The sequence below is a fragment of the Pelagibacterium lentulum genome, assembly GCF_003992625.1.
Taxonomy (GTDB): domain Bacteria; phylum Pseudomonadota; class Alphaproteobacteria; order Rhizobiales; family Devosiaceae; genus Pelagibacterium; species Pelagibacterium lentulum.
Window position 1 is genome coordinate 193,384 of record NZ_RZMW01000041.1, and the last position, 21,902, is coordinate 215,285.

General features: G+C 58.0%; 22 protein-coding genes and 1 pseudogene. 15 read left to right on the forward strand and 8 right to left on the reverse strand.

Annotated features, from left to right (window positions below; genetic code table 11):
• Positions 1-28: 28 nt before the first annotated feature.
• Positions 29-892, reverse strand: a complete 864-nt coding sequence (locus EO133_RS14585) for an SDR family oxidoreductase (protein WP_164735032.1) — start codon at positions 890-892, stop codon at positions 29-31.
• A gap of 108 nt (positions 893-1,000) precedes the next feature.
• Between EO133_RS14585 and EO133_RS14590 the strand changes: the two genes are divergently transcribed.
• Positions 1,001-2,014, forward strand: a complete 1,014-nt coding sequence (locus EO133_RS14590; protein ID WP_127073377.1) for an AraC family transcriptional regulator — start codon at positions 1,001-1,003, stop codon at positions 2,012-2,014.
• A gap of 2 nt (positions 2,015-2,016) precedes the next feature.
• On the opposite strand, the gene EO133_RS14595 is transcribed toward EO133_RS14590, so the two are convergent.
• The gene (locus EO133_RS14595) at positions 2,017-2,409 is read right to left on the reverse strand and encodes a DoxX family protein (protein ID WP_127073378.1); all 393 of its coding nucleotides are present in this window, start codon (positions 2,407-2,409) and stop codon (positions 2,017-2,019) included.
• A gap of 258 nt (positions 2,410-2,667) precedes the next feature.
• Here EO133_RS14595 and EO133_RS14600 point away from each other — a divergent pair, with 258 nt between their 5' ends.
• Entirely contained in the window at positions 2,668-3,273 is a 606-nt protein-coding gene (locus EO133_RS14600; protein WP_127073379.1) for a dioxygenase family protein, read from the forward strand.
• 34 nt (positions 3,274-3,307) lie between these two features.
• Here the strand turns inward: EO133_RS14600 and EO133_RS14605 are convergent, their stop codons facing one another.
• Entirely contained in the window at positions 3,308-4,075 is a 768-nt protein-coding gene (locus EO133_RS14605) for a DeoR/GlpR family DNA-binding transcription regulator (protein ID WP_127073380.1), read from the reverse strand.
• A gap of 245 nt (positions 4,076-4,320) precedes the next feature.
• Here EO133_RS14605 and glpD point away from each other — a divergent pair, with 245 nt between their 5' ends.
• The 8 genes from glpD to glpK all read left to right on the forward strand — a co-directional run bounded on the left by glpD (position 4,321) and on the right by glpK (position 13,593).
• Positions 4,321-5,928: a glycerol-3-phosphate dehydrogenase gene (gene glpD / locus EO133_RS14610; RefSeq protein ID WP_127073381.1), complete on the forward strand. Its 1,608-nt coding sequence runs from the start codon at positions 4,321-4,323 to the stop codon at positions 5,926-5,928.
• A gap of 26 nt (positions 5,929-5,954) precedes the next feature.
• Positions 5,955-7,040 (forward strand): ABC transporter ATP-binding protein, encoded by a 1,086-nt coding sequence (locus EO133_RS14615; RefSeq protein ID WP_127073382.1) that lies wholly within the window; start codon positions 5,955-5,957, stop codon positions 7,038-7,040.
• Between the two features lie 10 nt (positions 7,041-7,050).
• Positions 7,051-8,157 (forward strand): ABC transporter ATP-binding protein, encoded by a 1,107-nt coding sequence (locus EO133_RS14620; RefSeq protein WP_127073383.1) that lies wholly within the window; start codon positions 7,051-7,053, stop codon positions 8,155-8,157.
• Entirely contained in the window at positions 8,157-9,029 is an 873-nt protein-coding gene (locus EO133_RS14625; RefSeq protein WP_127073384.1) for a carbohydrate ABC transporter permease, read from the forward strand. The genes EO133_RS14620 and EO133_RS14625 overlap by 1 nt, the downstream gene beginning before the upstream one ends.
• On the forward strand, positions 9,029-9,883 hold the full coding sequence (locus EO133_RS14630; protein ID WP_127073385.1) for a carbohydrate ABC transporter permease: 855 nt from the start codon (positions 9,029-9,031) through the stop codon (positions 9,881-9,883). Before EO133_RS14625 ends, EO133_RS14630 begins: the two co-directional genes overlap by 1 nt.
• Before the next feature lie 22 nt (positions 9,884-9,905).
• Positions 9,906-10,184, forward strand: a complete 279-nt coding sequence (locus EO133_RS14635) for a DUF2160 domain-containing protein (RefSeq protein ID WP_206513524.1) — start codon at positions 9,906-9,908, stop codon at positions 10,182-10,184.
• A gap of 93 nt (positions 10,185-10,277) precedes the next feature.
• Entirely contained in the window at positions 10,278-11,990 is a 1,713-nt protein-coding gene (locus EO133_RS14640; RefSeq protein ID WP_127073386.1) for an ABC transporter substrate-binding protein, read from the forward strand.
• Positions 11,991-12,105: 115 nt separating this feature from the next.
• Positions 12,106-13,593: a glycerol kinase GlpK gene (gene glpK / locus EO133_RS14645; protein ID WP_127073387.1), complete on the forward strand. Its 1,488-nt coding sequence runs from the start codon at positions 12,106-12,108 to the stop codon at positions 13,591-13,593.
• 35 nt (positions 13,594-13,628) lie between these two features.
• Here the strand turns inward: glpK and EO133_RS14650 are convergent, their stop codons facing one another.
• From EO133_RS14650 to EO133_RS14665, 4 genes are all read right to left on the reverse strand, one after another.
• Positions 13,629-14,150, reverse strand: a complete 522-nt coding sequence (locus EO133_RS14650) for a DoxX family protein (RefSeq protein WP_443094382.1) — start codon at positions 14,148-14,150, stop codon at positions 13,629-13,631.
• A 2-nt stretch (positions 14,151-14,152) separates the two neighbouring features.
• Positions 14,153-14,938, reverse strand: coding sequence for an HvfC/BufC N-terminal domain-containing protein (locus EO133_RS14655; protein ID WP_127073388.1), 786 nt, complete (start codon positions 14,936-14,938; stop codon positions 14,153-14,155).
• Positions 14,935-15,801: an MNIO family bufferin maturase gene (gene bufB, locus EO133_RS14660; protein ID WP_127073389.1), complete on the reverse strand. Its 867-nt coding sequence runs from the start codon at positions 15,799-15,801 to the stop codon at positions 14,935-14,937. The genes EO133_RS14655 and bufB overlap by 4 nt, the downstream gene beginning before the upstream one ends.
• 69 nt (positions 15,802-15,870) lie before the next feature.
• Positions 15,871-16,161 (reverse strand): BufA1 family periplasmic bufferin-type metallophore, encoded by a 291-nt coding sequence (locus EO133_RS14665; protein WP_127073390.1) that lies wholly within the window; start codon positions 16,159-16,161, stop codon positions 15,871-15,873.
• A gap of 199 nt (positions 16,162-16,360) precedes the next feature.
• Between EO133_RS14665 and EO133_RS14670 the strand changes: the two genes are divergently transcribed.
• Complete coding sequence (locus EO133_RS14670; protein ID WP_127073391.1) at positions 16,361-16,903, forward strand: sigma-70 family RNA polymerase sigma factor; 543 nt, start codon at positions 16,361-16,363, stop codon at positions 16,901-16,903.
• A complete protein-coding gene (locus EO133_RS14675) occupies positions 16,903-17,535 on the forward strand; it encodes an NrsF family protein (protein WP_127073392.1) in 633 nt (210 codons plus the stop codon). The genes EO133_RS14670 and EO133_RS14675 overlap by 1 nt, the downstream gene beginning before the upstream one ends.
• A 145-nt stretch (positions 17,536-17,680) precedes the next feature.
• Here EO133_RS14675 and EO133_RS14680 read toward each other — a convergent pair whose 3' ends face one another.
• A complete protein-coding gene (locus EO133_RS14680) occupies positions 17,681-19,312 on the reverse strand; it encodes a Na/Pi cotransporter family protein (protein ID WP_127073393.1) in 1,632 nt (543 codons plus the stop codon).
• Positions 19,313-19,546: 234 nt separating this feature from the next.
• Between EO133_RS14680 and EO133_RS20580 the strand changes: the two are divergent.
• The 3 genes and pseudogenes from EO133_RS20580 to EO133_RS14695 all read left to right on the forward strand — a co-directional run.
• Positions 19,547-19,714: pseudogene (locus EO133_RS20580) on the forward strand (ABC transporter permease); the annotation flags it as partial.
• A gap of 22 nt (positions 19,715-19,736) precedes the next feature.
• Entirely contained in the window at positions 19,737-20,651 is a 915-nt protein-coding gene (locus EO133_RS14690) for an SMP-30/gluconolactonase/LRE family protein (protein ID WP_127073394.1), read from the forward strand.
• 199 nt (positions 20,652-20,850) lie between these two features.
• The gene (locus EO133_RS14695) at positions 20,851-21,855 is read left to right on the forward strand and encodes a LacI family DNA-binding transcriptional regulator (RefSeq protein ID WP_127073395.1); all 1,005 of its coding nucleotides are present in this window, start codon (positions 20,851-20,853) and stop codon (positions 21,853-21,855) included.
• Positions 21,856-21,902: the final 47 nt, after the last annotated feature.

Here is a 21,902-nt window from a genome sequence, read left to right on the forward strand (position 1 = left end):
GACTGGCGCGCCTTGGCGCCGCTGGCTATCAGGGTGCATCGATGCCAAAGACTGCGCGGTGGTTTTGGACAAAACGCGCGAACGGCGTGGCGGGGCTTCCGGTTATGTCCTCGACTGCATTGGAAATTGCTGCGGCGATGCCGGTGCGATAGACGCGGAACAGATCGATCATTGCCTCGGCATAAAACTCCGGCATACCGTCCGCTATCATCGCTTCTTGTGCGACCGTGTCTTCGACCGCAACATAGGTTATCGGCCTACCCAGCGATCGGGACAATATCGCCGCCACATCGGCGTAACCCAGTGCTGCCGGCCCTGACAATTCATATGCCTTGCCCTCGTGTCCGCTATCGGTGAGGATTTTCGATGCAACACGGGCAATATCGCGCGCATCGACATGGCTGATGAGCGCGTCCCCGGCAGGCATGTAGATCGCGCCTTGCGCGCGTATCTGCTCGGCCATGTGCAAAAAGTTCTGCATGAAGCCGTTAGGACGGAGAAATGTCCAGGCTAGTCCCGATGCCTCGATATGGCGCTCCACCGCGCGATGAATCCCGGCAACCCGGTATTGCTCCTGCGGTGCTGCCCATGCGGAAAGCTTGACGATACGGCTGGCACCTGCGGTTTTGGCTACCTCGACGAGGTTGATCTCCATTTCCTCTTGTGCTCGGACACCGCTGCCGAGCAGGAACACCGTTTCAATAGCCTCAAGCGCAGGTGGCAGGGTTTCGGGCTGGTGCATATCGATGATTGCAGTTTCGATCCCTCTTGCCCGCGCAGCCGTGGCCTTTGCCGGGTTGTGATAGGCGGCCCGGAAGGGAAAGCCTTGCGCCAGTAAAGTTTCAATCAGTATCTGCCCGATGGTTCCGCTAGCACCAGTAACGAGAATCATGACTTGCCTCCATTGCTCTGCCCTCACAGAGGGCTGAACGAAGACTGGACAAATCAATCGGGATAATGAATGATCTAAATGCCGTAATTTATAACAGATCGTCCCGGCATGGATCTCCTCAGCAGCATTCTCCGCGATCTCCGGCTTGAAAGCGTGCTTATGAGCGTTGGTGAATTCGGCGCGCCCTGGGGCATCGAGAAGGCGCGGGTAGAGGGCTTTGCACCCTTTCATATCGTGCTGGAAGGCAACTGCCTGTTTCGCCACGAGAATGGTGAAGCCGTAGAACTTGTGCCGGGCGATCTGGTGCTGCTCGCCCATGGCGACCCGCACTGGCTGCAATCGGACGCGGCGGCGCCGACAGTCCCCTTCTCCGAGGTGCTGGCGGCAAATGGTGGCGACGCTTCGCCAACCGCAAGGCAGCGGCTCGAAGGGTTGCCGCGCCTGCGGTTCGGCGGAACCGGTGCATCAACACGGATGCTCAACGGGGTATTTACGTTCGGGGAAGGTCGCCGCAATCCTCTGACTACGGCGCTGCCGAGCGTCATGCATGTCTCACTGTCCCGCGGTCGCAATGTCGACGACTGGGTTTCAAGATCGCTACAATTTCTGATCGATGAGACCGAAACCGGTAATCCGGGCTTCCAGACCATAGCCGAACGAACGGCCGACATCATCTTCGTGCAGGCCGTGCGCGATTATCTTACTGGCATACCAGCCGATGCCGCGGGATGGTTGCGCGCGCTTGGCGACCCGCCTTTGGCACGCGCGCTGGCGCTGGTGCATGAACGACCGGATCACCCCTGGACCATCGCGACGCTGGCGCGAAAGGTTGGACTGTCGCGAACGGTGTTTGCCAGCCGGTTTCGCCACTGCGTCGGTGAAGGCGTTATGGCTTATGTGACCGCCAGGCGGATGCATGTCGCATCGCAATTGCTGCTGAACACGCAGCGCTCAATGGCGGAGATCGCCGTTAGCGTTGGATATGAGTCGGAAATTTCCTTCAGCAGGGCCTTCCGTCGCTGGTGCGGCGAGCCGCCGGGCCGCTATCGACGTAACGAGCAGGGCAGAGCGGCGAACCCGACCGCTGCCGTCCTGCGGGCACTCGCCGCCAGCAATAGCTGACCTTACGCCAGAACCCTGCGTCTGGCATCCAACGAAAGGCCGCCAGCACCGATCGCTGACAGCAGCATAAAGCCGCCAGCGACAGCGAAGTTCTTCCAGAAGATCCGCATCTGGGCGATGTCATCTGGATAGAAATGCCCAAGGAAGGCTGTCGCTACACAGAACCCAGCAAAGGCATATGCCAGCCAGCGGGTCTGATAGCCAAGGATGATGGCCGCGCCCCCGACAAGCTTCAGCCCAATAATGATCCAGGTTGCAACCAGGGGCAATGGAATGCCTATGCTGCCCAGAAAGCCCGCAAAGCCTGCAGGATTGCCGAGCGTCACGAAGCCGTCGATGATGAACATCAGGGCAAGAAGGATGCGTGAGAGAAGAAGCGTCAGATCGTATGTCATAGGTCCTCGAGCCATAGGTCAGGTTGCAAATCCGGTAGATGGATCGCTGATGCCCCGAGATCGCCGATCGAGGAATGCCCGACCGGCCCGAAATCTTAGCCTATCGTCCAGTGCATTCGGGATAACGCATAGTTGAACGCAGATCGCCCGACCCGGACGAAGAGTTCGCGATCCGGAACGCTCAGGCATGTTCGGACTGGCACGAGGGCGGTTACACCGCGTCGGCGCAACGCTGTTCCGAGCAATGGAGATGATGAAATGTGGAACAATTCACTGAACCGTCGGACAATGCTGGCCTATTGGCTGACCCTGACGACCGCGGGTGCAGCATCGGCCCTGCTGGCTCCAAATGCTCTCGCCCAGTCTGGAACCCTTGAACTGACACCGTCCTGCGACCCTGGTGAAGAACTGACGCGCCAGGGCAGCGAAGGGCCTTATTATACACCTGAACCGCCCATGAAGAGCGACTTTCGGGCCGATACATCTGACGGAGACCCCATTACCCTCATGGGCTTTGTCGTCGACCAGGCGTGTCGGCCCATCGAGGGCGCTGTGGTCGACCTCTGGCATGCCGACGGTCATGGCGACTACGACAATGAAGGCTATCGCCTACGCGGCTATCAATTAACAGATGCCAATGGTCGCTATGTCTTTGAAACGGTAGAGCCGGCTCCCTATGACTGGCGCACGCGCCACTTCCACGTGAAGGTGCATCCTCCCGGCGGACGTCTGCTGACGACCCAACTCTATTTTCCCGGCGAAGCGCGAAACCAGAACGACTTCCTGTTCAATCCGCGCCTGCTCATGGACGTTCACGAAGCAGCCGATGGCAAGATCGCCCGCTTCGACTTTGTTGTTGCCTGATAAAGCAATTTATCCGGTGATAAGGCACGCCGGTTCATATGCTGCGCGCGACAACCAATTGAGTGTTCCAGCCATCGCACGCGGCCACGACCCGTTGCGGCGGCACCTGCTCGGTGTAAAAGGTGTCGACTTGCTGGAGCGAGCCGATACGGGCAGGCGCCCGGCGCAAGAACTTCGATCGGTCGGCAACAAGGAAGGTCTGACGTGCGTGCGCGATGATCGTCTGGCTCACGCCGACTTCCTGGATATCGAAATCCATCATGTCCCCGTCCTCGTCCAGGGCCGAGCACCCGATAACCGCAAGATCGAACTTGAACTCGCGTATGGCCTTGATTGTGACCGTGCCCACAAGCCCGCCGTCCGATCGCCTCAACAGACCGCCAACAACAATGATCTCGCAAGCGGGATTATCGACGAGAATATTGGCGACATTCATGTTGTTGGTGAGCACCATGATATCGCGGTGCCTGAGCAAAGCGCGCGCGACCGCTTCCGTACTCGTTCCGATATTGAGGAATATCGAGCAGCCATTGGGGATATCCTTGACGCAGCGCTCGGCAATCGCCGCCTTGGCGGCATCGTTAAGCCCGCGCCGGTCTTCATAGCCGATATTGGCAACCGTCGAGGGCATGACCGCGCCCCCATGCACCCGCTCGAGCTTTCCGGCATCGGCCAACTCTGCCAAATCCCGACGGATGGTCTGCACCGTGACGTTAAAATGTCCAGCGAGCGCTTCAACGCTGACGCGCCCATCGCGGCGCGCGATATCGAGAATTTCCGGAAGCCGAAGATGCTGAGACACGACGTAAACTCCTCCAAACACGACCAGGCGCCAACCGGCTGACTGCAAACCAAATGTTCGTTTTGGCACGTTAGCGCATGGCTGCGCGCCTGAAAACGAGTACAAACCACAAACAAACAGCTCGGAAGTCGCATTATCGCGCAAAATCGAAAATTTTGATTTCCATGAATGTTCGATCTTGCGCGAATTTCGACTCTATGCTTTCTTTTTAGCGTTAAGGCGAACAATGCCAGCAGGGAGGAAGCATGGCACACGACACGAGGCGTGAGCGTCAGACGACCGAGCATTGCGACCTGCTGATCATCGGCGGCGGCATCAATGGCTGCGGCATCGCGCGTGACGCTGCCGGTCGGGGGCTTTCGGTAATATTGGCCGAGAAAGGCGACCTCGCCAACGCAACCTCCTCCTCCTCGACCAAGCTGTTTCACGGCGGTCTGCGCTATCTGGAATATTTTGAGTTTCGCCTTGTGCGTGAGGCGCTGATCGAGCGCGAAACACTGTTGCGCGCGATGCCGCATATAAGCTGGCCGATGCGTTTTGTGCTGCCTTTTCATAAGGATATGCGCTTCGAGAGCGAGACGCCGACTTCCAAACTGCTCAGTTTGACGATGCCATGGATGCGCGGGCGGCGGCCAGCATGGCTGATACGGCTTGGCCTGTTCCTTTACGACCATCTGGGCGGTCGTAAAATCCTGCCTGGCACATCGACGCTGTCGCTTAACGGAACAGCGGAAGGTGCGCCGCTGCAGGATCGCTTCGCCAAAGCCTACGAATATTCCGATTGCTGGATCGAGGATTCGCGACTGGTTGCATTGAATGCCCGCGACGCCGCGGAACGCGGCGCAACGATCCTGACACGCGCGGAAGTGGTCTCCGCCGAGGCCGATGGCGACACCTGGCTCGTTACGCTCAATCGCGAAGGCAAGACGCAAGTCTATCGCGCGAAAATGCTCGTTAATGCCGCTGGCCCATGGGTTGGCGACGTGATTCATGCCAAGCTCAAGCTGAACAGCCCAGACACCGTGCGGCTGGTGCGCGGGAGCCATATCGTTACCCGCAAGCTTTTCGATCATGAAAAGTGCTATTTCTTCCAGGGCACCGATGGACGCATCATCTTTGCCATTCCCTATGAGCAGGACTTCACCCTGATCGGGACCACTGACGTCGAGCATGACGATCCTGCCCGCGCGCCGGCATGTACCGACGAGGAACGAGACTATCTGTGCGATTTTGCCAGTCGATATTTTGCCAAGCCGGTAACGGCGGCCGATGTCGTCTGGACCTATTCGGGCGTGCGCCCGCTCTTTGACGATGGCGCAAGTTCGGCAACGGCGGCGACGCGCGACTATACGCTCAAGATTGACCGCTCCGCTGGCGCGCCCGTGCTCAATATCTTCGGGGGCAAGATCACCACATACCGGCGGCTGGCAGAAGGCGCCTTGGACAAGATCGGCTCGGTACTGCCTCTCACCAAGGGCAAGTGGACTGCTGGCGCACCGCTGCCGGGCGGCGACTTCCCCCATGACGCAGTTGAACGTCTGATCGATGAATTGATGTCAGCCTATCCGTTTCTGACCCAAAGATGGGCGCGGCGGCTGCTCAGAGCCTATGGCACCGACGCGTGGCAGATCCTAGGTACCGCGCGCACTGCCGAAGATTTAGGGCGCGAATTTGGTGCCAGCCTGACCGAGACGGAAGTTTCATGGCTGATGGAACATGAATTTGCACGCGAAGCCGAGGACGTGTTGTGGCGACGCAGCAAGCTGGGCCTGCGGTTGAGCAAGGATGAAATCCAGACGCTCGGCGACTGGATGAAGGCACATACAAAACACATCGAGAACGCGGCCCAATAAGTCGCGTCCGATGGGAGGAGAAGACAATGGCATTGGTATTGGAGGGGGTCTCCAAGCTCGTTGAAGGGCAGACCCACATCTATCCGACCGACCTGACGCTTGAACGCGGCACCATGAACGTGCTGCTTGGCCCAACGCTTTCGGGCAAGACCTCGCTTATGAGAGTCATGGCGGGCCTTGATGCACCAACAACCGGGCGTCTGTTCTGGGAAGGCCAAGATGTGACAGGCATGCGGGTCCAGGACCGCAAGGTCGCGATGGTCTATCAGCAGTTCATCAACTATCCCTCGATGAACGTCTATGAGAACATCGCCTCGCCGTTGCGGTTGATGGGGGTCGGCAAGGCAGAGATCGACCGGCGTGTGCGCGCAACGGCCGAAATGATGAAACTTTCGGCGATGCTCGATCGCAAGCCCCTTGAGCTTTCGGGAGGTCAGCAGCAACGCTGTGCCTTGGCGCGGGCGCTGGTCAAAGAGGCCGGCCTGGTTCTGCTCGACGAGCCCTTGGCCAATCTCGACTACAAACTGCGCGAGGAGATGCGCGCTGAAATTCCACGCATCTTCGAGGAATCGGGCGCGATTTTTGTCTATGCAACAACGGAACCGGAAGAGGCGCTTTTGCTGGGCGGCAATGTCGCCACGCTCTGGGAAGGACGCGTGACCCAGTTCGGTTTGACGCCCAAGGTCTATCGCCAGCCGAAGGATGCAACAACAGCACGTGTCTTTTCCGATCCGCCAATGAACTTTACCCGCATGGTCAAAGCCGGCGAAAAGATCAGCATAGGCGAAGGTCAATCCAAAGCGAGCGGCATGCTCGCCGGCCTTGCCGATGGCGCCTATCTTGCCGGTTTCCGCCCCGACCATCTGCGCATCGCAGCGCCGCACGCAGAGGCGTTGGAGTTCCAGTGCCGGTTGCGTGTGACCGAGCTTACCGGGTCGGAAACTTTTATCCATCTCGACCACGGCAACGACCGCTGGGTAGGCCTTGTGCATGGCGCACACGACCTTGAATTCGGCGCACCACTCAAGGTCTGGCTCGATGCCGCCCATGTCTATGCCTTTGCGGAAAGCGGCGAGCTGGTCGCACCGGCAGGCTACGCGCAGGCGGCGTGAGGGGAGAACCATGGCTCAGATAACACTCGACAATCTCGCGCATTCTTATCTGCCGTATCCCTCGCGGGACGACGATTGGGCGCTCAAGCAACTCGATCACGTCTGGAACGATGGCGAAGCCTATGCGCTTCTGGGCGCATCGGGCTGCGGCAAGTCCACGCTGCTCAATATCATTTCGGGCCTGCTGGTGCCCACCCGCGGTCGTATACTGTTCGGTGATCAGGATGTCACACGGCAGGATACGGTTGAACGCAATATCGCGCAGGTCTTCCAGTTCCCGGTCGTCTACGACACGATGAGTGTGCGCGATAACCTAGCTTTCCCGTTGCGCAACCGGGGCATGGATCCGGCCTATATTGCCGCACGGGTGCAAAAGGTCGCGCATATGATCGGCATGGAGGCTACCCTTGGCCGCAAGGCACGGGGCCTGACAGCCGATGCCAAGCAGAAGATCAGCCTGGGGCGCGGCATCGTCCGCGAGGACGTCAACGCAATCCTGTTCGATGAACCGCTTACTGTCATCGATCCTCATATGAAATGGGAGTTGCGCACCCAGCTCAAGGCGCTTCACAATGAGTTCGGCCACACCATGATCTATGTCACGCACGACCAGACCGAGGCGTTGACATTCGCCGACAAGGTCGTGGTCATGCATGATGGCCGTGTCGTCCAGCTCGGAACGCCCGAAGAATTGTTCGATACGCCCGAGCATACATTTGTGGGCTACTTCATCGGCTCTCCCGGCATGAACCTGCTTGATGCCGATATATCCGGCAACACAGCTCATTGCACGGGTCATGCGATACCGTTGAATGGGCATTACAAGGCGCAGAACGGCAAGATCCAGATCGGCATACGACCCGAATTCGTATCGCTGGTTAGCGGACAGGAAGGGCTTCCTGTAACCATCCGTCGTATCGAGGACGTGGGGCGCCACCAGATTCTGCGCGCCGAGTTCGCCGGCCAACCCATCAACGCCATTCTGCCCGAAGGCATGGCTGTGCCTTCCGATGCGAACCGGCTCAAATTCGACCCTATGCGGGTCAATGTCTATGTCGATGACTGGCGGGTCAAGCCGCTCCATAGCGTCGCCACGTCGCAAAAGGAGGCCGTGTGATGGACAAGATCGAAAACAACAAAGCCTGGTTCCTTGTTCTGCCAGTATTGCTGTTGGTGGCCTTTTCGGCAGTGATCCCATTGATGACCGTTGTGAATTACTCGGTGCAGGATACCTTCGGCAACAATGTCTTTTTCTGGGAAGGGCTGGGCTGGTTCAAGGAAGTGCTGACCTCCAGCCGCGTCCACGGGGCGCTTGGCCGTCAGTTGGCCTTCTCGGCAATCATCCTCGCCATTCAGATTCCACTGGGCATTGCCATTGCACTGTGTATGCCCAAACGCGGTTTCTGGGCCTCTGTCTGCCTTGTTCTGATGTCGCTGCCATTGCTCATTCCATGGAACGTCGTGGGCACGATATGGCAGATCCTGGGCCGTACCGATATTGGCCTGCTTGGATATACGCTCGATCAACTCGGCATATCCTGGAACTATGCACGCAACCCGGTCCATGCCTGGATTATCGTCGTGGTCATGGATGTCTGGCACTGGACCTCGCTGGTCGCGCTACTGGCCTATGCCGGGTTGCAGTCGATCCCACAGGCTTATTACCAGGCCGCCAAGATCGACCAGGCCAGCCGCTGGAAAGTGTTTCGCTATATCGAATTGCCCAAGATGCAGGGCGTGCTGCTGATCGCCATTCTGCTGCGTTTCATGGACAGCTTTATGATCTATACCGAGCCTTTCGTAGTCACCGGCGGCGGTCCGGGCAGTGCCACCAGTTTCCTTTCAATCGACCTCGTCAAGATGGCCCTGGGGCAGTTCGACCTCGGTCCTGCGGCAGCATTCTCGATCATGTACTTCCTGATCATCCTGCTGGTGAGTTGGGTGTTCTACACGGTCATGACCAATATCGACAAAGCGGAGGGCAAGTGATGACTGTCGCAACCCAGACTTACGCACCCCGGACACGCACCTTCGCCTTGCCCAGGATCAAGGTCTCGACCGCGACGCTGGTGCTCTATATCGCCTTCATGCTGGTGCCCATCTATTGGCTCTTGAACATGAGCCTCAAAACCAACCAGGAGATTCTGGGCGGCTTCGCGCTCTGGCCGCAAAACCCCACGCTCAACAACTATCTCGTCATCCTGACCGATGCGTCCTGGTATATGGGTTACGTCAATTCCATTACCTATGTGGTGATGAATACCGTGCTCTCTCTCGCAGTTGCGCTTCCGGCCGCCTATGCTTTCAGCCGCTATCGGTTCTTGGGCGACAAGCACCTGTTCTTCTGGCTTCTGACAAACCGCATGGCGCCTCCGGCCGTATTTGCGCTGCCCTTTTTCCAGCTCTATTCCTCGGTCGGGCTGTTCGACACCCATATCGCAGTTGCGCTGGCGCATACCTTGTTCAACGTGCCGCTTGCGGTCTGGATTCTTGAAGGCTTCATGCGCGGCGTACCCAAGGAGATCGATGAAACCGCCTATATCGACGGCTATTCCTTCCCGCGCTTTTTCGTGAAGATTTTCATGCCGCTGATCGCGTCGGGCATCGGGGTCGCCGCCTTCTTCTGCTTCATGTTCTCCTGGGTGGAATTGCTGCTTTCGCGCACACTTACCGCCGTCAATGCACAACCGATCGCCTCGGTCATGACGCGGACGGTTTCAGCATCGGGACTGGATTGGGGCGTGCTGTCGGCGGCAGGCGTTCTAACCATCATCCCCGGCGCGCTGGTGATCTATTTCGTACGTAACTACATCGCCAAGGGCTTTGCCCTGGGGCGTGTTTAACAATGCCTGAGGAGGAAAGGCCATGAGCTTGCAATGGATGGCATGGACAATGCCCACCGCAATCTTCTTTGGCACGATTGCCGGACTGCTGATCCTGTTCACGATCCTGGCGATCAGGTTTCCAGAAACGCCACGTCGCGGCGTGTTGACGATCGAGACCACACGCGGGGACCGGTTGTTCATCACACTTTTGGGATCGGCGTTCATCAATGCCGGCTGGCTTGCCTTGAGCGGTCAGCCGCAATGGTGGGCGCTGGGAATTTGCGCTCTTTATGCCTACGCGGTTTTCCGCTGGGTCTAGGGCCAAAAAGCGCGTGCCCCGGTTGAGGGTATGGCTTTGACGACAGCCGGAGCACGCAAGAACTGAAACAGGTTCAATCCATGGGAGGATATTATGAACCGTCTATTGAAAACCTCAACTGCTGTGGGGCTTGCACTCACGGCAATGGGATCACCGGCTTTCGCCGACATGGATGCGGCGCGCGCATTCCTCGACGAACATATCGGCGATCTTTCGGTTCTGACCCGCGAAGAGCAGGAAACCGAACTGCAATGGTTCATCGATGCCGCCGAGCCTTTCCGTGGCATGACCATCAACGTCGTATCCGAAACCATCACTACTCATGAATGGGAAGCCGGGGTTCTGGCGCCAGCCTTCAGTGCCATAACGGGTATCAACGTGACCCACACGCTGATCGCTGAGGGTGACGTGGTCGAGCGGCTGCAAACCGAGTTGCAGACTGGCGAAAGCGTCTTTGATATGTATATCAACGACGCGGATCTGATCGGGACCCATTGGCGTTATCAGCAGACCCGCAACCTGACGGACTGGATGGAAGGTGAAGGCGCCGATTTCACCAATCCTTACCTCGATCTCGACGACTTCATCGGTCTGGACATGGCCACGGGCCCCGATGGCAAACTCTACCAATTGCCAGTTCAGCAATTCGCCAATCTGTACTGGTTCCGCTATGACTGGTTCACCGACCCGGAAATCCAGGCGGATTTCGAGGCTGAATACGGCTATCCTCTGGGTGTGCCGGTCAACTGGTCGGCCTATGAAGACATAGCCGAATTCTTCACCGGCCGGGTAATCGACGGGCAGACCGTTTACGGGCACATGGATTACGGCCGGCGTGACCCTTCACTGGGTTGGCGGTTCACCGATGCATGGCTTTCAATGGCTGGAGCGTCCGACCTTGGCCTGCCTAACGGCTATCCGGTCGACGAATGGGGCATTCGCGTCGATGAGAACTATCGTCCGGTCGGCTCGTGCATGTCGCGCGGTGGGGCCACCAACAGCCCGGCGGCGGTTTATTCCATCGAGAAATATGTCAACTGGCTCAACGACTATGCACCTCCACAGGCCGCGGGCATGAATTTCTCGGAAGCCGGTCCGATCCCAGCCCAGGGCAATATCGCCCAGCAGATCTTCTGGTACACCGCGTTTACCGCCGATATGGTCGATGAAGGCTTGGCAGTGGTCAACGAGGACGGCACGCCAAAATGGCGTATGGCGCCTTCCCCCCACGGCACCTATTGGCAGGAAGGCATGAAAGTCGGCTATCAGGATGCCGGTTCTGTCACACTGCTTGAATCGACCCCTGTGGATCGGGCGCAAGCTGCCTGGCTCTATGGCCAGTTCATTGCCTCCAAAACGGTCGATCTGGCCAAGTCGCATTATGGGCTGACCTTCGTACGCGACTCTACGATCAATCACGAGAGCTTCACCGAACGCGCTCCGCGACTGGGTGGGTTGATCGAGTTTTATCGTTCGCCCGAGCGCGACCTATGGACCGATACCGGCTTCAATGTGCCCGACTATCCGCGTCTGGCACAGCTCTGGTGGCAGAATATCGGTGACGCCTCCTCGGGTGCGGTTACTGCGCAAGGCGCCATGGATGCACTCTGCGATCAGCAGGATGCGATCATGGAGCGCCTTGGCCGCTCTGGCGTACAGGGCGAATTCGGCCCCCAGCTCAATGAGCACCAGGATCCCGAATACTGGCTGGAGCAACCCGGCGCACCTTGGCCGAAACTGGACGATGAGAAGGGTGAACCCATCACCATCGCCTATGACGAGTTGATCCAGCGCTGGACAGAGTAACCTCCAACCGGGACCAGCTTTTCAAGCTGGCCCCGGCCTCCCCTGGAGCGAAGCGGTGCGATAGGCTGCTTCGCTCCTTTCGCAAACCGCAATATTTCCCGGATGGATAGCGGACATGGTGCATATTCTGGCGCTCGATCAAGGCACGACCTCAAGCCGGGGCATTGTTTTCGATAGCGCGATGCAGATCGTGGCGGTTGCCCAGGAAGAGTTCGCGCAACATTATCCCGCCTCGGGATGGGTCGAACACGATCCTTCCGACCTATGGGCGACCACCGCGGCAACCGCGCGCGCTGTTATTGAAAAATCGCGCCTGAGCGCAAACGAAATCGCTGCGATTGGCATTACCAACCAGCGCGAAACGACGCTTGTGTGGGATCGCAAGACTGGCCGACCGGTCCATAACGCCATAGTTTGGCAGGACCGGCGGACGGCCGATTTTTGCGCACAACTGAAAGCCGCCAATCATGAACCGATGATCACGGCGCGAACCGGCCTTCTGGCCGACCCGTATTTTTCGGCCACCAAGCTCAAATGGATACTCGATAATGTCGAGGGCGCAAGAGCCCGCGCCAAGGCCGGGGAACTGGTTTTCGGAACGGTCGATACCTGGCTGATCTGGAATCTAACCGGCGGCAGGGTCCACGCAACCGATGCGACCAACGCCGCGCGCACCATGCTCTACGACATCCATAAAGGGCGCTGGAGCCAGACCATTTGCGATCTGTTCGACATCCCGATGCAGATGCTTCCCGAGGTTCGCGATTGCGCCGCCGATTTCGGAACGACCCGGGCCGATCTGTTCGGGCGCGAAATCCCAATTCTGGGGGTTGCCGGCGACCAGCAGGCCGCGACCATCGGACAAGCCTGCTTTATGCCGGGAATGCTCAAATCAACCTATGGCACGGGGTGTTTTGCCGTTCTCAATACCGGCACAACGCCAGTTGCGTCATCGAGCAAGCTTTTGACCACCATTGCCTACCAGCTTGACGGCAAACCGACCTACGCGCTGGAGGGCTCGATCTTTATTGCCGGTGCTGTGGTGCAATGGCTGCGCGATGGCCTCAAGATCATCCGTGCCGCTCCTGAAACCCAGGCGCTAGCCGAGGCCGCAGATCCCTCTCAGGATCTCGTTTTGGTGCCCGCTTTCGTGGGGCTTGGCGCACCTTACTGGAAGCCCGATGCAAGGGGCGCCGTGTTCGGGCTGTCGCGCAATTCCGGTCCGGCAGAGTTTGCGCGTGCAGCGCTGGAAAGCGTGGGCTACCAGACCTGCGACCTGCTGCAGGCGATGCAGGCGGACTGGACGCAACCCGGCACTCAACCGATATTGCGCGTCGATGGCGGCATGGCCGCGAGCGATTATGCCATGCAGTTTCTCAGCGACATTATCGACGCGCCGGTCGATCGGCCAGCGGTACTTGAAACAACTGCGCTCGGGGCCGCGTGGCTTGCAGGCATGTGCGCGGGCGCCTATCCGGATCAGGAGGCATTTGCAAGGCAGTGGACAATCGGCCGCCAATTCATCCCGCGAATGGACGCCGACCGTCGCCATGCCAAATATGCGCGCTGGCGCCGCGCAGTCGATGCCGTTCTGGCCGCTTAGAGCCGTTCAGGTTTTGATGGAATCAAAACCCGGCTCTAAGTCTTTGTTTTGTCGCGCGTCCGAACCGCAAAACCGTTTCCACCCTCGGATGCGGAACTGCGCGCAATGAGCGCATCGACCGCAATGCGCCCGCCGCCCGCATGCATCAGCATCAAGGCCATTGCCGCCCATGGCAGATGGAAATTGGCCCAGCCGTGGGGAATGGTGAGTTGGATAATGGCCGTCATCACCAAAAGACCTAAAGCGGAAAACCGGGTGAACAGTCCGGCAACGAGCAGTATCGGAAGCACGATTTCTCCAATTGCGGCGGTCCATGCCATCAGATCGGGAAACGGAAAACGGTAGGCATTACCGAATAGATGCAGCCGAAATTCCTGACGGAACAAATACAAATGGCCCGCGCTCAGCGACAAGAAGCCATCCCATTTTGTCAGTCCCGAGCGAAAGAACGGCACCGCCAGCGCAATACGCAATACCAGCAGCGCCAGCGACATTGGCACAAGGCCGATGAAGTCCTCCGCGCGGCGGTAAAACGCCCACACACTTGTTACCAGCAGATTCACGATGTTTCTCCCCCATTTGCGATTGAAGTGAATGCTCCTTTCCGGACCAGACCGGTCAGAGCGATGCCGAAATCAAATGCGGCGCCAGCATCGGCCGCCTTTAAGGCCGCCGCGGCCAATGTCGATCCTGCTAGCACGCAGGAGGCAAAACGTGCATCCTGGCGCGGAATGACTGTAACTTCTACCTTGGCATCGGGCCGGGTTATCAGTATCACCTCTGGCTTGCCAGCATCGATCTTGCCGGTGCGACCTGCTTTTTGCGCGTGCCATATCGATCCCACCGCATAGCGCGAGTTCACTGTCCGGGCCGCTGGATGGCGTACGAGCGACGCGTGTGCCAGCGACAGTTCGTCAAGATTGGCAAGCTCACTCATCGCCAGTGCCGGGGCGTCGGCAGCATGGTAACTTTGAAGCCAATTGCATTCGAGCAGCGCGAGGTCCGACAGATAAGGCAGACGCGCGGCGGGCGCGAAGTCGGAAATGAACTCGGGAAACCGTTCTCCATACGTGAGCAGCACGGGACTTGCAGGCTTGTGCCAGCCAACATATGCCCTGGCCATCGCGGCAAAAAATGTTGTACCGACAACCCGTTCAACGACAGGGAACGCCTTCCGGAGCGCCTCCACAAGTCCCACATGCACATTGTTCCTGTAGACGGCAAAGCGGAGCGGATCGACCTGCGCGCGTCCGCCCGTTACGCCCTTGGGTACAGGGGACGAAGGATCGACCAGTGCAGCGACAAACGCCTTGGACCAGCCTTTCGTACCAGCTTGAATGCTCATTGTGCCGCCACATCTTGCGAGGACCGGAACGCATCGATGGCGGCATCGACCCGCTTGGCTTCGTCATAAAGTTCCGCAAATGGCGGAACATTGTTGTCCCATTCGACAAGCACGGGCTTGGGTCCGGATTTTTCGAGCGTGAAACGAAACAGGTCGAACACATCGGGCTTGACGACCGATCCATGCGCATCGATCAGCAACCGATCCTCGGCACTGTCGAGTGTCTCGTCATATCCGGCCAAGTGGATCTCGCCTACGAGCCCGTGCGGAAAGCGTTCGATATAGGCAAATGGATCAAGGCGGTGATTGACCGTTGAAACCATCACGTTGTTGACATCGAGCAACAGCCCGCAACCGGTCTGTTCCGCAATACGGGTCAGAAACTCTGTTTCCTCGATCGTGCTTTCGGCAAACAAGACATAGGTAGATGGATTTTCAAGCAACATGCGTATGCCAAGCGTGTCCTGCACCTGGTCGATATGCGCACAGACACGAGCAAGGGTCAGTTCTGTATAGGGTAGCGGTAGCAAGTCGTTGAGATAGGCTGAATCATGGGTCGACCACGCCAGATGTTCGGAGAACGACGCCGGACGATAACGCTCGATCAACCCGCGCAGACGTCCAAGATGTGCGTTGTCAATCGGCCCCTCGCCACCGATCGAAAGTCCGACACCGTGCAATGAGAGAGGGTATCGCGCGCTAATCGTTTCAAGATATCTGTGTGGCGGACCGCCATCGCCCATATAGTTCTCGGCATGAACCTCAAAAAAACCGACATCGGGCCAGGCTTCCACAATATCGGAATAGTGTTCCGCCTTGAGCCCCAGTCCGGCGCGATCGGGCAATACATCGAACCTTGTCATTTCATACCCTCGCTCTTGGGAGTTTGATGCGGGGAAGCCTGTCGCAGCCCCGCACCGACGATGCTCTGGTCAGGGAAGGTCGCGATCGAGTTCGGCAAGCGATCCCATCCGATCGCCAGGTAGCTCGATATCCTCGCAGGTTCCTGCTGGCACCAGACTCCAGGCGTTCCCCTGATAATCCACCGTGGAGGTTCCCGCACATGTCGTGCCTGGCCCGGCGGCGCAGTCGTTCTCACCGGCCAAAGCAACGCCGTAGCATTTTTCCATGTCGTTTGCGTCCTGGGCGACGGCAACGCCGACTGTCCCGATAGCAGCGGCCAGAGACGAGGCGAGAGCCAACGAAGCGATTTTACGGTTCATGATGTTCTGTCCTTCCAATTGCTGTTTTCAGCACCGACCTTTTCCGGCACTATGAAAGGCAGTTCGGAGAGAGAAGATAATTGTTACGCTCCCTTCTCGATCACACGGAGTCGTTACCGGTTCGTGAGCGTGGGGACGGCAAATCTGCGCTAACGCTGGTAACAAATGTTTGTGCCCGAGCGAACTATGTGGACAAGCGATGACGCCCGCCAAGGACAAGGAACTCTCTGATCTCATGCGAGCTGTGCTCGCTGGGGATGATTCCGGCTACGCGCAACTGCTCAACGATATTGCATGCGTGGTGCGGGCGATCGCTCAGCGAAAAATCGGCCCCGGCGCGGGCCTTGAGCCCGAAGACATCGTTCAGGAGACCTTATTGGCCATACATCTAAAACGGCATACGTGGCGTCCGGACCAACCGATAGGTCCATGGATATATGCCATTGCGCGTTACAAGATCATTGATGCCTACAGGCGCCGTGGCAGACGTATTGAGCTCGACATCAGCGATTTCGCAGACACGCTGGCGGAGCAAGAAAAGGAAATCGTTATGGCCCGTGATATACAAAGAGCGCTCGACTGCCTTTCTGACGGGCAACGTCAGGTCGTTTCGGCTATAAGCGTCGATGGCGCATCGATCAGCGATACAGCCAAGCGTCTTGGCATGAAGGAAACCGCAGTTAGGGTATCGCTGCATCGTGGCCTGGCTGCGATTGCGGCCAAGTTCGGAAAGTTGGACTGATGCGTACGGAAGATCTGATCACCGCACTGGCAGCGGACGCAAGCGTCAAAAAGGCAGGTCTCGATCAGGTTTGGTCGGTCGCGCTGTTTGGCGGCGTTGCAATAGCCGGTCTTGTGTTCCTTGTCGGCATCGGCCCGCGTCCGGATTTTCTGGCCGCCGTGCAGACCATTCGCTTTGACTTCAAGTTTGTCCTGACGCTTTCTCTCGCGATCTCAGCATTCGCGGTACTACGCAAGACCGCCGTTCCCGGTGCGCGCATTGGTCTGCCTTTGTTGCTCATCGCACCGGCGCTCGGGCTTCTCGCCGTTATTGCTGAACTGATTGTATTGCCAACCAATGCCTGGGCAATGGCAGCAATCGGCAAAAATGCACTTTATTGCTTGACCTTGATTCCGTTGATCAGTATTGCCCCTGTTATCGCTCTGACCTCGGGCTTGCGGCGAGGAGCGCCAACCAATCCAACGCTCTCTGGAGCGCTGGCCGGGCTGACCGCAGGCGCCATTGGCGCGACGCTTTATGCCGCTCACTGCACCGACGATTCCCCACTATTTGTTATGATCTGGTATCCGATCGCGGTCGCTGCGGTAACAGCCGCAGGCGCTGTGCTCGGCAGAGTCTTCGCGCGTTGGTAGCCTGAGATTCAGGTGCGAACGATAGTTGCTTGTTCGAAATAATACCGAGTTCACCGCGTGTGACCGCGCGCTGCGATTGCGACTGGCTCAATAGGCTTTGCAGCGGGGGCCACAGGGGTTATGCGCACCGTCGAGGTGGACCGCCTTAGCCTTGGCCCTGAACGTCGTTGCCCTCACCTATAAGCGGCGCGGAGCGCCACGGCATAAGCCGTTTTTGCGCCTTGCGCGCCGTCTGCCCCAGATCGCGCATTGCCCGCGCGTAAACCAACGCAGCTTCGACCTCAATTATCGGTGCATGTCCGCTGGCGGCACTTCGCAGCAACGCTGCCTTGATTGCTTCGTAGGTGTCGGTGCTTTGGTCTGCCAACTCCTGGAGCCTGGCGTTCGCATCTTGCAATGGAAAGGGATCGAGTAGCGTACAGCCTTGTGCAGCGTGGCGTGACAGCAGCGCGAACCCCGTCGGAGCAATGCCCCGCACGGCCTCCTCTGGCGCTGGGGGAAATGCACCGATAGCCAGGGCCAGTTCGTCCAGATGCTGCAACGCCCTCAGCATATCGGAAATGGCGTCGACAGCATTGGGGCCGAGAGTGCCCCTGTTGAGCCGATCGACAAAGCCTCGGATTTCATCGCCCAGCCACATGACGTCGCTCAGACTGTTCGATGGGCCGGGATCACCGGCAAGCTTTGCCTTGCCATGCGCAAAGATCAATTTGCTCATCCGCTCCAGTTCCATGGCCAGCGCTTTGATGGCCAGTTCTGGCACCTCGGCAAGCGTCGCATCGAGATGGCGCAGCACCATATCCTCGCCGTGCCGGGGCATAAATCGATGCGAGAGGAATTTCACTAATGTCGGGGTCAATGGCCAGATCAGGATCACGCCCAGAACATTGAACAGCGTATGAAAGACCGCAAGGACAAGGGCCGTATCGGTGCTGCCGCGGGCCAGGAAGATGGCTAGGGCCAAAAGCAATGGCAAAAGGACGAATGCGACGCCACCAGTCAAAAGGTTGAAACTGATATGCATGACAGCTACGCGTTTTGCCGTGGCGGTTGCCCCAATTGCCGCGAAAAGTGCCGTCGAGGTCGTGCCGATATTGGTACCCACGACCGTTGCAGCCGCCTGCTCCAGGGTCAATGTGCCGCCGGCGCCTGCCGTAAGCGCAATGGCGATGGCCGCACTTGAGGATTGCGTAAGTGTGGTCAACACGATGCCCAGCAGCACGAAAGCTGGCATCTCCCAACCTGTGCCGCTCAGACCCTCGGTAAGAATGGTAACCTGTGGCGCCAGATCCGCGAACCCGGCCTGCAAGACACCCACCCCCAAAAAGAACGCACCAAACCCTGCGACGGCTTCACCCAAGCCCCCGGAACGGGGACGGTTTTTTGCAATCAGCCAGCCGACCATGCCGAGCCCGACAAGAGGCAAGGCAAGAGCGCCGACATCGATTCTTACCCCGACAAGGGCGACCAGCCAGCCCGTCATGGTGGTGCCTACATTTGTGCCGAAAATCACCCATACCGATTGCACAAGGTTCATTAGTCCGGCATTGGCGAACCCGATTGCAGCAACGGTGACAGCGCTTGATGATTGAACGATTGCGGTAATAAGAATACCGACCAAAAGACCGCGTATGCGAGAACGCGTAGCAAGTTCAAGTCCTGACTTCAAAGCAGGGCCAGCCGCCCGCGTCAGGCCATCGGTCATCAGTCTCATGCCGAGCAGAAACAGCCCGATGCCCCCCAAAAGGCTTGCCAAAATGCCAAACACATCGTCCATCCCGACCTTATCGCCCCAAAGCAATGCTGCTGACCATCATCCTCGCCCTGATCGTCATCGTTCATGCCCTCTCTGCGACGGCGCTGGCGACGACAGTATAGCCAGGCCGCTTTAATAATGATGTTTTCCAGAAAAACGGAAGCGATTTACGCTGCAGCTTCGAGCAGCGTGTCTCCCAAAAGCGGACGCCGGTTGTGGGACAAAGCACGGGCACGAAGATTGAGCGTGGCCTGATCGGTCGCGGGCGGTGATTCCAACCTGTCCGGTATTTGGGGCGCCGCGCTTTTTATGTCTCTTGTGGTGTCGATGCTCAACACTTATGGGTTTGACGCCGGGCCCAGAATAACGATGATCGGGTTCGTTATCATCGGCGTCATTGTGTCGGCCGGTCGCCGCACGTTGCGCATAGGGCTTGGAGTGAGGGATGCTTTCCAGCGAGCTTTACGAGGTGCGGGATGGCCGCTTCAAGGATCTGCTGATCCTCAATGCTGAACTCGAGGAGCTGTATTCCGGCTGTATGTGGGCGGAAGGCCCGGTATGGTGCCAGGATTGGGGGCATCTGATCTGGAGCGACATTCCAAACCAACGGATGCTGCGCTGGGCTTCCGACACGGGAACATCGGTATTCCGACACCTGTCCAATTTTTCCAATGGCAATACGCGGGATGCCCAGGGCCGGTTGATTACATGTGAGCACGGAACGCGCCGCGTCAGCCGCACCGAGGTTGATGGCACCATCACCGTGCTTGCCGACACCTATAATGGCAAACGGCTCAACTCTCCCAACGATGTGGTGGTTCATGCCAATGGATCAATCTGGTTTACCGATCCTACCTACGGCATCCTGTCCGATTACGAAGGTTTTAAGGCGGACCCTGAGCAAGAGTTCCGGCGCGTTTATCGTGTCGATCCCGAAACCGGCGTTGTCGCGCCGGTGGTCGATGATTTCGTGCAGCCGAACGGGCTGGCCTTTTCGCCCGACCAGCGGCGGCTTTATATCGCCGATTCCGGTGGCAGCCATGACGAGAACGGCCCCTGTCACGTCAGAGTGTTCGATGTCGAACACGGGGAAACCCTATCGGGCGGCGCCATATTTGCCGAGATCGATTGCGGCGTGCCGGACGGTATGCGTGTCGATACCGAAGGACGGCTCTGGTGCAGTGCCGGTGACGGCATTCATTGCTTTGACAGCGGCGGTACGCTCCTGGGCAAAATACGCATTCCGCAAACTGTGGCCAACCTGACCTTCGGTGGCGCCCAACGCAACCGTCTCTTTATTACCGCAACGCGTTCGCTTTATGCGCTTTATGTCAATGCAAAAGGGTGCGCAGTGCCCTGAACTTTCCGTTTGGAGCCGGTCTTCGCTGCATTGGACCTTGCGCGGCACTTTTAGGCTGAAAGAGCCATGCAGATCATCGCCGCGTCAAGGCAGTGCAAAAATCGATCTTTGTCATTACTTAATTTATTGGCTCCTTAGTTTGCTCTTTCAAAAAAAGCAAAAATTGCATAAGCAATATGAGAGACGAATGAGGTGATATGTGGACAAAGGACGTGGTCGGCCCAGCCAATCAGATATTGCGCGCGAATTGGGAATTTCGATTTCCACTGTATCACGGGCACTCGCCAATGAACCAGGCATAAGCAGCCAGGTTCGCGACGAGGTCATCAAGCTGGCCCGTTCCATCGGCTACAAGAGCAAACATGCCGCGCCCGTCATAAGGACAGGGCGGGCTGTGGCGCTATTGCCCCTGGGGAGCGCGGCAAGCGCGATGTCCTCCTTTTACGTAGGCATTGCCGAGGGCATGAAGGCAACGGCGGACAGCCTTGGGCTTTCAATCGATGTCAAGCTGGTCAACGAAGAACGTGTGACACTGGAGATCATCGAGCGTCACTTGAAACAGGCGGATGCGCGCGCAGTGCTACTGGCCGGGATCGACGCCTGGGATGAGCTTATCGACTGGTGTGAGCAGAACAATATCTGCGCCGTGCTGGCAAATGGCATCGATCCGCAGATGCGGATCAGCTCGGTTTCGCCATGCAATTTCTATGGTGCATATCTCGCAACCCGGACACTGCTTGCTGCAGGCCATCGCAAAATATTGCACTATACCCATAACCTGCGCCCAACCATTCTGGAGCGCCGCCGCGGATTTGAAGCTGCCATTGCTGAAACCGAAGGCGCACACGGTATTGTGGTAAGCACATCGGACTGCTCGACCTCGACACTGGCCGATAACATCATGAATGATGTGTATGGCGTTACAGCTCTTTTCAGTTGGAACGATGTTGCGGCGGTTGAAATTCTAGAAGGTTTACACGGTGGCGGCAGGCCGCTGCCAAAGGGCTTTTCGATTGTCGGTTTCGATGATCTTCCCATCGCCGCGATGTCTACGCCGCGGCTCTCCACGGTCAGCGTCGACCGAGAAGCCATAGGTCACGGCGCTGTGCGCCTGCTTGTCCAGCACATGCAGGGCAATGCGCGCGTTCAACAATTGCAGATCGGACTCACCTTCGTGGAAGGCGGGACCATCCATCCCCGATAAATCGCAATAATTGCATAATTGCGTAAAGTTGCATTCCTGTTATCCTG

Bases quoted from the DNA above. Each gene is read 5' to 3' on its own strand.
- glpD (WP_127073381.1), top strand. From the start codon at position 4,321: ATGGCACACGACACGAGGCGTGAGCGTCAGACGACCGAGCATTGCGAC.
- EO133_RS14590 (WP_127073377.1), top strand. From the start codon at position 1,001: ATGGATCTCCTCAGCAGCATTCTCCGCGATCTCCGGCTTGAAAGCGTG.
- bufB (WP_127073389.1), bottom strand. From the start codon at position 15,801: ATGACAAGGTTCGATGTATTGCCCGATCGCGCCGGACTGGGGCTCAAG.
- EO133_RS14595 (WP_127073378.1), bottom strand. From the start codon at position 2,409: ATGACATACGATCTGACGCTTCTTCTCTCACGCATCCTTCTTGCCCTG.
- EO133_RS14670 (WP_127073391.1), top strand. From the start codon at position 16,361: ATGACGCCCGCCAAGGACAAGGAACTCTCTGATCTCATGCGAGCTGTG.
- EO133_RS14675 (WP_127073392.1), top strand. From the start codon at position 16,903: ATGCGTACGGAAGATCTGATCACCGCACTGGCAGCGGACGCAAGCGTC.
- EO133_RS14680 (WP_127073393.1), bottom strand. From the start codon at position 19,312: ATGGACGATGTGTTTGGCATTTTGGCAAGCCTTTTGGGGGGCATCGGG.
- EO133_RS14635 (WP_206513524.1), top strand. From the start codon at position 9,906: ATGAGCTTGCAATGGATGGCATGGACAATGCCCACCGCAATCTTCTTT.
- EO133_RS14625 (WP_127073384.1), top strand. From the start codon at position 8,157: ATGGACAAGATCGAAAACAACAAAGCCTGGTTCCTTGTTCTGCCAGTA.
- EO133_RS14655 (WP_127073388.1), bottom strand. From the start codon at position 14,938: ATGAGCATTCAAGCTGGTACGAAAGGCTGGTCCAAGGCGTTTGTCGCT.
- glpK (WP_127073387.1), top strand. From the start codon at position 12,106: ATGGTGCATATTCTGGCGCTCGATCAAGGCACGACCTCAAGCCGGGGC.
- EO133_RS14620 (WP_127073383.1), top strand. From the start codon at position 7,051: ATGGCTCAGATAACACTCGACAATCTCGCGCATTCTTATCTGCCGTAT.
- EO133_RS14630 (WP_127073385.1), top strand. From the start codon at position 9,029: ATGACTGTCGCAACCCAGACTTACGCACCCCGGACACGCACCTTCGCC.
- EO133_RS14585 (WP_164735032.1), bottom strand. From the start codon at position 892: ATGATTCTCGTTACTGGTGCTAGCGGAACCATCGGGCAGATACTGATT.
- EO133_RS14665 (WP_127073390.1), bottom strand. From the start codon at position 16,161: ATGAACCGTAAAATCGCTTCGTTGGCTCTCGCCTCGTCTCTGGCCGCT.
- EO133_RS14690 (WP_127073394.1), top strand. From the start codon at position 19,737: ATGCTTTCCAGCGAGCTTTACGAGGTGCGGGATGGCCGCTTCAAGGAT.
- EO133_RS14615 (WP_127073382.1), top strand. From the start codon at position 5,955: ATGGCATTGGTATTGGAGGGGGTCTCCAAGCTCGTTGAAGGGCAGACC.
- EO133_RS14640 (WP_127073386.1), top strand. From the start codon at position 10,278: ATGAACCGTCTATTGAAAACCTCAACTGCTGTGGGGCTTGCACTCACG.
- EO133_RS14600 (WP_127073379.1), top strand. From the start codon at position 2,668: ATGTGGAACAATTCACTGAACCGTCGGACAATGCTGGCCTATTGGCTG.